The sequence below is a fragment of the Sphingobacterium sp. N143 genome (assembly GCF_030325625.1).
Classification (GTDB): domain Bacteria; phylum Bacteroidota; class Bacteroidia; order Sphingobacteriales; family Sphingobacteriaceae; genus Sphingobacterium.
Genome location: NZ_JACAIS010000010.1, coordinates 159,267 through 171,183 on the forward strand (window position 1 = coordinate 159,267; position 11,917 = coordinate 171,183).

An 11,917-nucleotide genomic window follows, 5' to 3' on the forward strand; every position below is an offset into this window, starting at 1 on the left:
GTCTATAATTTTTTTATGAGTGTCATTCCGAAGCCTGGGGTAGAAGGAGGGATCAGTTTTCCGTCTTTGATCCTATAGCTCGATAAGTCAACATCCGCTGAGGTGCTTGTTACCCCCTCTATGGTTACGGTATTTCCGAGCCCGCCAGCTAAGTGGGCAGTATAATAGCTCTTGAGCTGAGAACCCCATGCATGTGGGGATGCCTTTGCACCCAGCTTTTTCAATTCGGGCATTAACTTTCTCCAATTGGTGAAGCCTAGCCCTTCAATGTCGGTTAAATGTACATCCAGCAGCTTTTTACTAAATAATTCTTTCAACAGTGCTGGATTTGGGTCGGCCTCACCATCGGCTAGCAAAGTGCTTCTGCCTTCCCCTTGCATATAGCTTCTTAATTTTTGATAATCGGCGACCGTCTCATGAAAAGGTTCTTCAATCCAAAAAAGATCTACCGAATGGATCCCTTTGAGATACTGGATAAACTGATCTACAGAAAAACCATTGTTACCATCCACTAGTATACCGCAATCGGGAAAGGCCGCTGCAACAGCCTTCGTAACGTCTATGTCTCGTTGTAATCCTTCTTTGGATGACATCCATTTATGACCACGGCCTATTTTCAGCTTGAACTGTCTATAACCTAACTTATAATCATCATGGCATTCTTCCAGAATACGGTCAATCCCGGCTGGTTTATCAGTAGGTTCCAAATCATCAAAATAGATCATGCCACTATAGTAATCTGTAATGAATGGTTTTTTTTTGCCCAGCAGTGCATATACAGGTTTCTGTAATATTACACCTGCGAGATCATGAAGCGCAATATCAAAAGCAATATGTCTGTCATCTAATGTGCCGATTCGACAAGCGAAAAGCTCAGATACCTTTTTGCCTATCAGGGTGTTTGCAACCTGCTCAGCATCCCTTTTGGATCCACGGAGTGATGCCCATCCCATTGCACCTTTATCTGTCTTGATATAACATATTTCCACTTCAGGTCCATGCCCATGGAGGTCAAGTCGAGCATTTTTTCCCACTAAACGAGGGTACTTCAATTTGACGGACGAGAAATTGACCTGCTGTATGCGGTGGTACGACAGTTCGTTATCATCGTTATTCTTGTCCAAAAAATCCACTATCGACATTCCATATCCAGGTCCACTGTAGCATGTGGCAGATACAATACCCAGGTTAAGTGCCTGCAAAAAAGTTCTTCTTCTCATATTAAGTTTATCTTTTTGGTCATCAACCGAATAGTTAATTATCTATCTATTCTACATTTCCCGATTGAAATACATTTTGTACATATTCTGAAGGGGAGAGCAATTCTTTTAAAGAATATGTACAAATTACGGAGATTTATAAATCATGAGATGTCAGTTTGTATCATTTGATATGCAAATCGTATCAAAATTCATAAACCTAAATTGTGAATACGCTATCGGTTTTTTTATTTGCAGGCCAGTGATTTAAGAAGTTCGATAGATTAGCTCCAGAACTTATTTTCAATTATTTCATTGCCATCATTGCATAAACTTAAATGAGGAGCTAATTTTCAATGTCATGTTTCCAAATCTTAATTTTCTTTCTTCGTTAATACTCGATTTATCAAAAGCGAGATACCCTGTTTTATAGTATTTAAAAATTGATCCAAAGTCGTTATCCATGATTCTGAATTTTTTCTCTCCTTGTAAGTAGGTAAGTTGAATATAAAAACTATCTTTTTCTGACAACGTATCAAATGTTGGAATAAAGGTGTGTTTTCATTGGTATCTTCAAGTATCAGGTTGGTTGTTTTGGTGAAACTGTAATTTTTCCCTCATTTATTCCTCATAAAGTATTATCTTTTTATAATTTTAGAATTTAGAAAATAAGGAATAGAAATGTCATTAATAGATTTATCAAAACGCGTAGCCTTGGGAATAGACATTGGCGGTACCAATACGAAATTTGGGGTGGTCAATCATCGAGGAGAAGTACTTGAAAAAGGAAGCTTAAAAACAGATGAGTACGCGAGTGTTGAAGAGTTTATCGACGCTTTATATGAGAAAGCGTACCCCTTAATCGAAATGTTTGGCGGTGAGAAAAGCTTTGATGGAATTGGTGTTGGTGCGCCTGATGCGAATTATTATACGGGGACAATAGATCATGCCCCCAATCTTCCCTGGAAAGGGGTGATTCGATTCAGTGATCTAATGACTGCAAAGTTCAATATTCCCTGCACCATTACCAATGATGCAAATGCCGCAGCATATGGTGAAATGCTTTTTGGAGCTGCTCGGGGGATGAAAGATTTTATCATGATCACCCTAGGGACAGGAGTAGGAAGCGGTATTGTTGCTGGCGGAAAGCTTATATATGGACACGATGGATTTGCTGGGGAATTAGGGCATACAATTGTCAAGCCAGGAGGAAGAAAGCACTGGAGCACCGGTTCTGAAGGAAGTCTGGAGGCGTATGCTTCTGCAACTGGTATCACGATTACAGCCAAAAAAATGAGGGCCGAATTTCCAGAATCGATGCTCAATCAGTTTCCTGAAGATGCCATCAATTCTAAAACCGTTCATGAATGTGCGCTAAAAGGGGATGCAATTGCTATTGAAGTATTCCGGTATACGGGACAAAAGCTAGGTGAGGCCTTAGCAAATTTTGTGATGTTTTCCTCCCCTGAAGCTATTCTGTTGTTTGGTGGGGTCATTAAGGCTGGAGACTTTATTTTAAAACCTGCAAAATTGCATATGGAAAGAAATCTTTTTCCACTGTTTAGGAACAAAGTGAAATTGGTTTTCAGTGAGCTTGACGAAGCCGATGCTGCTATTCTGGGAGCGAGTGCTTTGGTTTGGGAAAAGTAACCTCATCCCACGGAGTAGCTGAATGATTTTTAGCAAATGAAGTTTTGCTTTAATATTTAATAGCAACTATTTTTTCTTATAAAAAGTCGCTTGAACATCTCAAGCGACTTATCTTTTCCAACAGGATCGATCACCTTGCTGAACAAAACTTCTTTATGAGCGCATCTTTTTGTTTCCCTCAAAGTGAATCATCCAGGCAATGCCGAACTTATCTTGAAAAGAAGCAAATAGCTCGGCAAAAAATTGTTCACCCAATGGCATTTCCACGTTTTGGGCGCCTGCCGAAAGTTTATCGTATAACGCTTTTGCCTCTGCAGCAGACTCAGCGTCTAACATCAAGTAGCTCCCTGTTCCGAAGGTTGCCTTCTGTCCGAAACTCTCTAAGCAGTCAGATCCCATGAGCATGACCGAATCGTTGATTTTTAGTGCAGTATGCATAATTTTATTCTTGTCAGCATCCGCAACCGGGTATTCAGGATCTGCTGGCATGTCGCCAAAACGATGAACTCCGATCAGTGGAGTATTAAATACTGTTTTGTAAAATTCAAACGCTTCTTCACAGTTGCCGTTGAAATTTAAATATGCGTGTAATAGTGCCATGATAATATAATTTTAGTTGAATACATCAAAGATAAATCAGCTATTGACAACAGTCTGTCAATAGCTTAAAGTAACTTTCATTTTTATAATTTAACGAATGTTTATAGCTACTTATCAAGAACAGCAAATAAAATAGAATTGTTCTGATTTTAATTATATTTTAATGTCCTGAGGCATTGTGTATCCCTTTTCGTTTCTTCACCTCTTTCACCAGTTTCGACTGAGACTTTTGTAGTTTCCTTCTTTCATGTTCTGATGCCGTAAAATGATTTATTTCCCGTTCAAGCTTAAGATAACTTTGATATACCTTTTGATCCAGGGTACCCTCATTTACTGCCCTTGTAACAGCACATCCGGGCTCGTTGTGGTGTGTGCAGTCTTTAAATCGGCATAGTCTGGCATAATCATTAAGGTCCAATGCGTTTAACAACGTTTCGGTACGACCTGTGGTAAGTCCAAATTCGCGCACACCAGGCGTATCGATCAAGATGCCGGAATATCCCATCTCGACCATTTGACGTTGGGTTGAAGTATGTCCTCCTTTTCCTGTAGACTGACTTATCTTTGATGTACGCAAGGTTGATTTTTCACACAAAGCATTGACAAGGGAACTTTTGCCCACGCCAGAAGACCCCACGATCACAACAGTCTCACCCATTGCAATATATCTACGTAACTGAGTAATCGTCTGTGGCTGATGGATACTTGTCATCAATACGGGCATATTTTGTTCCAGGTGCTTGATTGCTGCAGCCACATGGTCATGGTCAAATTCCAGGTCAGCTTTGTTGAGTACCAGTATCGGTTTGATGTTTGCCTCAAGGATCTGAATCATGAAACGTTCGGTTCTACGTACATTAAAATTGTTATCAAGGCTCTGTACAATAGAAGCCATGTCAATGTAAGAGGTTATTCAAAAAAAACTCCCGAGTTTATACTCGGGAGTTTTTCATGTGCGGAAGAAGGGACTCGAACCCCCACGCCTTGCGGCGCCAGATCCTAAGTCTGGTGCGGCTACCAATTACGCCACTTCCGCATTAGGATTTCTTTTGATGTCGCAAATATAGGAACCAAACCCATATCTTGCAAGCATTCTGCTTATATTCCTTATATCAGATACAGATTGTCCTGTTTATGAACAGAATATTTTTTTTAAGAACTTTTGCTAATGATCAAATTGGACCATACAGATGTAAAAGTGCATCATATTACATCTGTATATAATTTGTATGCTTGGTCATAGGGGGCGTTTTACTTGTTACAGCCGTCAAAAGTCTGATGCGGCTATCAAACAATGTTTTTAGCTTCATTAACTTACATATTATCCAATTCTTCTTTTGAATAGCCTCCGGAACAATCCATACAAGCATCCGCATAGGCATTATATTCATCGTAGGCTGCCCCTACTTTTCCGAAGAGTGTAATGATCCGATCTATCCTTATCTGAAGTCCATCTTGCATCACAATAAATACCCCTTTCTTTTTTTGCTCTATCATTTCGCTAATGATTCCCTGTGCTTCACCAATCTTGTTGTCCTCTTCAAAATAAAATATTTTTCCGCTGTTTTTTTTGTTGATTTCTTCCTCAATAATCTCACGATATTCCCAGGCGACAGGCAGATAGGTGATCTCGTTAATTTGGTTTTTAGTTTTCATATAATACCATTTTGTGAGAGCATCTAAAATCCTGTTACTGATGCTCATTTACACAAAGGTATGGATAAAATTATTGTTGAATTTATACTGTGACCTAGGTAGTTCAAGTTTAATCCAAAAATGCAAATGGCCCCATAATGATAGTTATAGAGCCATGTGTACATTTATTTCTAATCAAAATCAAATAGATCGGAGAGAAAAGATTTTTTCTTTCGACCATGCGGATAGTTGTGACTGTTTGAATGTCGGTCACTATCACGGTGTTGTTGTTGAGATTGATAGCTTTCCCGTTCGTTTTTAGGATAACCGCCAGTATCTCTATTTTCAGCCTGGTTATTTTCACTTTCCTTGCCAGCTTGCTCCAGCAGTTTATCCAGTTCTCCCTTATCCAGCCACACACCTCTGCAGTTCGGGCAGTAATCTATTTCAATTCGGAGACGTTCTGTCATCAGTAGTGTTTCGTTACAGTTTGGACATTTCATGGTTTTTCAAATATTTGTGAAATTACAATATAATCAAAAATGCACAACCAATCCTTTCTTGATGCCATATTTAGCATTTTTTAACTGATGTCTTTATATGTTCAATTTTCTGAGATCTGCTTTAAGCATTTACTCATAAGCATTAACTAAAGCTTAGAGTGGAAAATATGAATTGGTTGGAAGTGGAAATAAGGAAAAAAATCAGATTAATGGAATATGTCGTATATTGTTGTTCAATTTAAACCACTATAGATTAAATGAAAAGATTGATTTATATAATTTTTGCTTCAGGTCTTATTTTTACAAGTTGCGCGGGAATAAAAGGACAGCAGAACAAGGAAGGATGGAGACCATTATTTGATGGAAAGGACATCAAAGATTGGTTTGTCAAGATCCATCATCATGAAGTTGGTGAGAATTTTGGCAATACCTTCAGAGTTGAAGATGGAATGATTAAGATCAGGTACGATCAGTATGATGATTTCAATGATCAGTTCGGTCATTTATATTACAAAACGCCTTTTTCCTATTATCATCTAAAATTTGAATATCGCTTTAAGGGTGATCTTCATCGAGGAGCACCTTCCTACACCCTACGCAATAGTGGTATTATGTTCCATTCCCAAGACCCCAGAACAATGTTGAAAGAGCAGGATTGGCCAATTTCTGTAGAAATGCAACTTTTAGGAGGTCTTAGCGATGGTCAACCACGGTCTACAGGTAATATGTGTTCTCCAGGAACCAATGTGGTGTATCAAGGTAAGATAGCTGCTTCGCATTGCTTAAATTCGACTTCTAAGACCTATGATGGCGATCAATGGGTCAAAGGGGAACTGATTGTACTGGGGGATTCCCTGATAAAACATATCATCAATGGGGATACCGTGCTTGAATATTCTAAACCACAAATCGGAGGTGGTACTGCAAATGGTTATGACCCTAAGATCAAGATTGACGGTAAGTTACTTAGCAGTGGATTTATTGCGTTGCAAAGTGAAGGACAACCTGTAGATTTTAAGAATATTTGGATCAAAGAACTCCCAGTACCAAAGAAATAAGTAGCCCTTCAAGGTCGGATAGCATGCTTTATAGTGAAAGGCCAGTTGTTCCAGTAGCAAATTTATATGTCGTGAAGATCGGCTTAGTCGGGAGAAGTAGTTTTATTTCGATGTATGGTGATGGTAATTTTATAAGTACCTTTTAGGCTTGGTGCACGCTGTTCAGCCGTAGGGTAGGGGGATACGTCGTGCAGTAAAAATGTATATCCGTTGCTGGTGGCCGATTTCTGATAGCCTCTTTTCTCCATTTCTGTTGTGGCAAGATTCAAGCTGATGGTGTTAGCAGTTTTTTCAGTTATTTCAATTCTGGCAACAGCAACACCTGCCCAAATACAGTTGACACCCTTGGGGCAGCGGTTGTCTTCTACGATGCCAGTGAATTTAATAAGCATCGGGTATTCTTTTAGTAGCTCTTGTTGTCCTTCAGCTAGTTCGATACGCAGACTGTCTTGCCCGTCTGTCGCATTATTCTTTTGTGAAACACAACTTGCTAACGTGCAAATCCCTAAACTTAAAATAAGACCTGTATGCAACATAAGTTTTTCTTTTATTACCTTAAAGGATACCTTGTGGCATATTTCTTTTCATTATAGTAATATAATTAGCTGTTAAGTTAGGTAAGAAATCATTAAGATGCAAACACTAAAATTAAGGCTTATTCTTTTTTTTATCCAAATGAAGTGTAAAATAAAAAGTACTGCCTGCACAATACTCGCTTTCAACCCAAATTTCACCACCTTGAGCTTCAATAAATTCCTTACTAATGCTCAGCCCCAGACCGGTACCTTCTTTCTTAGTACCTGGAATACGAAAATACCTTTCAAAAATCTTCTCTAAATATTGAGGTTGGATTCCCTGTCCAGTATCTGTGACCGAAAATTTGATCTGGTTATTTTCCTGTTCTGTTTTTATATAAATTTTAGCATTTTCATAGGAATAGCGTATAGCATTGGAAATTAAGTTGGTGAGTACCCAGGCTGATTTCTCACTATCGGCCAATGCAATAGAAATATTCTTTTCCATCTCAATTTCTATCTGAACATTTTTATTGTCTGCAGCCGATTTGTTCGCATTTACGGCATATTCAATGATAGGTTTGACCGCTGATGGCAATAGATTGATTTGTATGGTCCCACTTTCAACCTGCGTGATATTGAGTAGTTCGCCTGTTATTTTCAGTAACCGTTCGGTGTCATCCTTGATTCCGTTGATGAGGTCCCTTTGTTCTCCGTTCAAATTACCTATTTTCTCATTTTCTAATAGCTGGATGCCCATTTGGATTGATGAAATAGGGGTTTTGAACTCATGAGATACTGTTCCCATAAAATTTGTTTTAGCCAAATCAAGCTCTTTAAAGGGCGTTATATTACGTAATAGGATGACTTGGCCGATAAACTTGGTCTCTGTTTCCCCAGTTGGAACAATATTGATGTCAAGAACTTCTTTTTCAAAATAGCTTTCCTTACCGTCGGCATAGATTTTCAGCTGTTCTGTTTTACTATCTTTAGCATCTGATTGGAAAATATCCTTTATAATATCGCGGATAAGATCATTTGTAACTGCTATGTCCTGCACTGTTCTTCCGATGAAATCTTCTTTACTCAAGCCCGAAATATTTAAGGCTTCTTCATTTGCGAACAGTACTTTTTTATCCTCGTCAATTCCAATAACGGGATCATGCATGTTATCAATGAGCGCCTCGATCCTTTTTTTCCCTTTTAGAATTTTTTCCAATTTACTGTCCGAATATTCTTCAAGTTTTTCGGCCATGGTATTAAATGATCTTGCCAGATCTCGAAATTCGTTATGTCCCCCGAAATTGACACGTTTTGAGTAATTCTGATCAGCTATTTCTTTTATACTTTCGGTCAGCTCCTTGATCGGATTGGCGATGTTGGATGGAAGGTTTATCAATAATATGACTGCAATCAAGAAACATAGTGCTCCCGTAAATGAAATGATGAGTATTGCTTTTTTTGCTGTTTCATCTGCAATACCACTTTTTCTATTGATTGCATCCATATTCAAACGCATCAGTTCGGTGATATCTTTTCTGATTAAAGAGCTCAATTGTACATCGTCAGGATGGTCCTTAAGTGCATTGAAGTGCTTCACAATGAGATTTGTTGTTTCGATTTCACCGATTTCGGTCACATTTCCTTTCTGAAGAACTAAGTTATTCCGAAAGGTATCAATCGCCGAATCGTCCTTAGCGATATCTTCAAGGGCATTAAGCATATTGCGTGAATACAATAGCGTATTGTAATTAGCAACGAGGATATTATTTGTGTCTCTTTTGAGCCGATTAACATACCATCCACTAATGACTGCTAAAGCCACAATCAATATAAACAGAAGTCCTACTCCAAAGGTTAATTTTGCTTTAATTTTCATTTTATGACAATATTACGAGGTCAATATTTTCCTGCGAAAGTTTATTCAGTAATGTGTTGAATGTATCTGTTGCCAAAATAATCTTAAATAGATTTAAATGAGGCTTACCGATACATACTGTAGTAATCATACGATCTTCACACTCTTTTATGATAGCTTTGGTTGCATTTTTTGCTTTTACTTTGATAATTTCAGCACCGAGTTCGGTCGCCAGTTTAAGATTATTGATGAGGTGCCGTTGTTTGTCCAATGCGATCCTGTTTACACTTTCTTTTGGGACCTGTACATACATGACATACCACTTGCTATTATAATAATTGGCAAGGCGAGCAGTTTTTCTAATGATATTTTTTGCTGTGTTTTCATTCGAACTGATACATGCCAAAAACCTTTCTTTTTTGATATTCCTATTGAGGGTCACTTCAGTCTCAACCTTTCGCTGTACTTGGGAGGTTACTTCCTTTAAGGCCAATTCCCTCAGTTGTAGGATATGCTCACTTTTAAAAAAGTTATTTAGTGCTGAAGTTATCTTTGAGCTTTCATAAATTTTACCTGCTTTCAGTCTATTGATGAGCTCCTCTGCTGTCAAGTCAATGTTTACCACTTCATCGGCTTGTGCTACAATACTGTCAGGGATGCGTTCCTGAACGTCAATCCCAGTGATGTCTCTGACTTCATTGTTGAGGCTCTCGATATGTTGGATATTTACCGCGCTGATTACATTGATACCAGTTTCAAGGATATCCATGACATCCTGCCACCTTTTCTCATTCTTGCTACCTTCAATATTGGTATGTGCCAGCTCATCTACGATAACGACTTCCGGACGAAGAGATATGATAGCCTGTAAATCCATCTCCTCTAGCTCTTTACCCTTGTAGAATAACTTTCTTCTGGGGATAATAGAAAGACCCTTCAGTAGAGCATGTGTCTCGGTACGATGATGGGTTTCAATATATCCGATTTTAATATCTATACCGCTCTGCAGAAGAGTATGAGCTTCTTGGAGCATACGAAACGTCTTTCCTACGCCGGCGCTCATCCCAATATAAAGCTTGAATTTACCCCGCCGGGATTTCTGGATCAGATTCAAAAAATGTTCAGCACTTTTTCTTTCATCCATAAATATATCTTTACTTATATAAACTTACAAATTCCCCTAAGACAATTTGCCTAGGGGAATTACTAAAATATGGGATCATTAGAAACGAACAGCCAAAGCTGTTATTAATGAAGAGTTACCTTTCTTCATTTTCTCTCCCCGGGTTGCAAATACCGCGTCTTTGCTACGCAGGTTTTTAAATTCGGTTCTCCAGACGATATTTGGTAATATTTGGTAGTCTATATTGACCGAAGCCCCCAAAGTCTGAAATCCGTTTGCTGTACCTGATGAAATAATCACACCGTCTTGATCATGATAATATTCGCCTCTTGCCGCCATGCTTATTTTTTCTGATGGGCTGTATTTTGCAATCAGTGCCGGAGCATACCAAGTGCTATATTTGCTGCTACCTTTAGCTTTTTGCTGAGTACCTATATCAAAACCTGCGATGAGTGCAAATTGATCACTGACCTGAAACTGTCCATATAGATTATGGAAATACCGCATTCTACGCTCACTTTCTGGGAAATCATTACCAATAAATGAACTGCTGTTGAGGGTGATTTTATCGGAAGGACGGAAAGTGAGCTGATGACCAAAGGCAGGAGTGGTATTGCCATCCATGCGCTGAATGCGTTGCCATCCATTTAAAATGAAAACGGCCATATTCCATTGGCCATTTGTTGTACCATAGGACAGTTTTGCTCCCGTCTCAAAGTACGGTGAATTTTCCGCCATGATGCTTCTTGTCAAGGTATAACAATCAGCACTAATGGCACTTTCAAAACCGATATGGGAAGGGAAAATGCCTGCATCTAACCATAGATTATGGGTCTTGGACAATTTTATGCCAATGTTTGCCTCATATATATTTTTTAATACTCCTGGTTCTGCCATATAATTGGCGTTCATATATGAGCCTACACCTATACCAAGGTTAGCTCTCGTATTTTGTGTTTCATATGTGGCTTTTATCAACCCTAAATTTAAACTCACCTCGTTGTTTCTATTGTGGCTATATACAAATCCGGGCCTTGTATTTGATTTGGGGTTATTGAAATCCTGTTGGTAATAAACTTCTGCATAGCCACTGATGGTAAGTGTTTTTTTTGCTTCTTCTTGAGCCAATAAACTACCTGTTGCTCCCAATAAGAGGACAGGGAGCATCCATATTTTTTTCATCCGATTAATTGTTATTTGCCAATATTGTCCAAAGCAATATTGAGTTTTAGAACATTGATTTTCTGAGGTCCAAAATTTCTCCATAAGGGTCTTTCTATGTTTCTCTCGATCACTTGATTTATTTTTTGCTCTTCGATACCTCTTACCATTGCAATGCGTTTTACCTGAACTTTGGCAGCTTGAACCGAAAAGTTGGGATCCAGGCCACTGCCACTTGCTGTAACCAGGTCTACTGGGATTTCGGATTTTCTAATACCTGGATTATGTACCAAGAATGTATCAATACGTGTTTGAACTTGAGCGAGGTATTCCTTATTAGATGGCCCTTTGTTGCTTCCTCCTGAACCCGCAGCATTATAGCCTACAGCTGATGGCCTCGACCAAAAGTATTTGTCAACTGTAAAGGCCTGACCGATGTTTGTATAGTACTTTTTCCCTTTATGTTCAATGACTTCTCCTTTTCCAGCGTTGGGCGAAAACTGAGCTATTCCCCAAACTGCTAACGGATATATGACTGTAAAGAATAAGATCATTATAACAGTCAATTTTATTGCGGGTAAAATATTTTTTTTCATTACTCTTATTTTATGTATG

12 protein-coding genes and 1 tRNA gene are annotated in these 11,917 nt (G+C 38.7%); 2 read left to right on the forward strand and 11 right to left on the reverse strand.

Going from position 1 to position 11,917, the window contains the following annotated elements; all coding sequences use genetic code 11:
* Positions 1-2: 2 nt before the first annotated feature.
* The gene (locus tag HX021_RS18505; RefSeq protein ID WP_286592037.1) at positions 3-1,220 is read right to left on the reverse strand and encodes an enolase C-terminal domain-like protein; all 1,218 of its coding nucleotides are present in this window, start codon (positions 1,218-1,220) and stop codon (positions 3-5) included.
* A 660-nt stretch (positions 1,221-1,880) separates the two neighbouring features.
* Between HX021_RS18505 and HX021_RS18510 the strand changes: the two genes are divergently transcribed.
* Complete coding sequence (locus HX021_RS18510) at positions 1,881-2,849, forward strand: ROK family protein (RefSeq protein WP_286592038.1); 969 nt, start codon at positions 1,881-1,883, stop codon at positions 2,847-2,849.
* Positions 2,850-3,002: 153 nt separating this feature from the next.
* Here the strand turns inward: HX021_RS18510 and HX021_RS18515 are convergent, their stop codons facing one another.
* The 5 genes from HX021_RS18515 to HX021_RS18535 all read right to left on the reverse strand — a co-directional run bounded on the left by HX021_RS18515 (position 3,003) and on the right by HX021_RS18535 (position 5,554).
* A complete protein-coding gene (locus HX021_RS18515) occupies positions 3,003-3,449 on the reverse strand; it encodes a VOC family protein (protein ID WP_286592039.1) in 447 nt (148 codons plus the stop codon).
* 160 nt (positions 3,450-3,609) lie between these two features.
* Positions 3,610-4,362, reverse strand: a complete 753-nt coding sequence (rsgA, locus tag HX021_RS18520) for a ribosome small subunit-dependent GTPase A (protein ID WP_353621063.1) — start codon at positions 4,360-4,362, stop codon at positions 3,610-3,612.
* A 41-nt stretch (positions 4,363-4,403) separates the two neighbouring features.
* A tRNA-Leu gene (locus HX021_RS18525) sits at positions 4,404-4,485 on the reverse strand.
* A 278-nt stretch (positions 4,486-4,763) separates the two neighbouring features.
* On the reverse strand, positions 4,764-5,105 hold the full coding sequence (locus HX021_RS18530) for a hypothetical protein (protein WP_286592041.1): 342 nt from the start codon (positions 5,103-5,105) through the stop codon (positions 4,764-4,766).
* Positions 5,106-5,275: 170 nt separating this feature from the next.
* Entirely contained in the window at positions 5,276-5,554 is a 279-nt protein-coding gene (locus HX021_RS18535) for a TFIIB-type zinc ribbon-containing protein (protein ID WP_502959013.1), read from the reverse strand.
* Positions 5,555-5,844: 290 nt separating this feature from the next.
* Between HX021_RS18535 and HX021_RS18540 the strand changes: the two genes are divergently transcribed.
* Complete coding sequence (locus HX021_RS18540) at positions 5,845-6,645, forward strand: 3-keto-disaccharide hydrolase (protein WP_286592043.1); 801 nt, start codon at positions 5,845-5,847, stop codon at positions 6,643-6,645.
* A gap of 83 nt (positions 6,646-6,728) precedes the next feature.
* Here HX021_RS18540 and HX021_RS18545 read toward each other — a convergent pair whose 3' ends face one another.
* The 5 genes from HX021_RS18545 to HX021_RS18565 all read right to left on the reverse strand — a co-directional run bounded on the left by HX021_RS18545 (position 6,729) and on the right by HX021_RS18565 (position 11,898).
* Entirely contained in the window at positions 6,729-7,181 is a 453-nt protein-coding gene (locus HX021_RS18545) for a hypothetical protein (protein WP_286592044.1), read from the reverse strand.
* Positions 7,182-7,293: 112 nt separating this feature from the next.
* A complete protein-coding gene (locus tag HX021_RS18550) occupies positions 7,294-9,039 on the reverse strand; it encodes a sensor histidine kinase (RefSeq protein WP_286592045.1) in 1,746 nt (581 codons plus the stop codon).
* Between the two features lies 1 nt (position 9,040).
* Complete coding sequence (locus HX021_RS18555; RefSeq protein WP_286592046.1) at positions 9,041-10,162, reverse strand: sensor protein KdpD; 1,122 nt, start codon at positions 10,160-10,162, stop codon at positions 9,041-9,043.
* A 78-nt stretch (positions 10,163-10,240) separates the two neighbouring features.
* A complete protein-coding gene (locus HX021_RS18560) occupies positions 10,241-11,323 on the reverse strand; it encodes a porin (protein ID WP_286592047.1) in 1,083 nt (360 codons plus the stop codon).
* Between the two features lie 11 nt (positions 11,324-11,334).
* Positions 11,335-11,898, reverse strand: coding sequence for a K(+)-transporting ATPase subunit C (locus tag HX021_RS18565; protein ID WP_286592048.1), 564 nt, complete (start codon positions 11,896-11,898; stop codon positions 11,335-11,337).
* Between the last annotated feature and the right edge of the window lie 19 nt (positions 11,899-11,917).

Bases quoted from the DNA above. Each gene is read 5' to 3' on its own strand.
- HX021_RS18515 (WP_286592039.1), bottom strand. From the start codon at position 3,449: ATGGCACTATTACACGCATATTTAAATTTCAACGGCAACTGTGAAGAA.
- HX021_RS18545 (WP_286592044.1), bottom strand. From the start codon at position 7,181: ATGTTGCATACAGGTCTTATTTTAAGTTTAGGGATTTGCACGTTAGCA.
- HX021_RS18530 (WP_286592041.1), bottom strand. From the start codon at position 5,105: ATGAAAACTAAAAACCAAATTAACGAGATCACCTATCTGCCTGTCGCC.
- HX021_RS18555 (WP_286592046.1), bottom strand. From the start codon at position 10,162: ATGGATGAAAGAAAAAGTGCTGAACATTTTTTGAATCTGATCCAGAAA.
- HX021_RS18560 (WP_286592047.1), bottom strand. From the start codon at position 11,323: ATGAAAAAAATATGGATGCTCCCTGTCCTCTTATTGGGAGCAACAGGT.
- HX021_RS18565 (WP_286592048.1), bottom strand. From the start codon at position 11,898: ATGAAAAAAAATATTTTACCCGCAATAAAATTGACTGTTATAATGATC.
- HX021_RS18535 (WP_502959013.1), bottom strand. From the start codon at position 5,554: ATGACAGAACGTCTCCGAATTGAAATAGATTACTGCCCGAACTGCAGA.
- HX021_RS18550 (WP_286592045.1), bottom strand. From the start codon at position 9,039: ATGAAAATTAAAGCAAAATTAACCTTTGGAGTAGGACTTCTGTTTATA.
- HX021_RS18540 (WP_286592043.1), top strand. From the start codon at position 5,845: ATGAAAAGATTGATTTATATAATTTTTGCTTCAGGTCTTATTTTTACA.
- HX021_RS18510 (WP_286592038.1), top strand. From the start codon at position 1,881: ATGTCATTAATAGATTTATCAAAACGCGTAGCCTTGGGAATAGACATT.
- HX021_RS18505 (WP_286592037.1), bottom strand. From the start codon at position 1,220: ATGAGAAGAAGAACTTTTTTGCAGGCACTTAACCTGGGTATTGTATCT.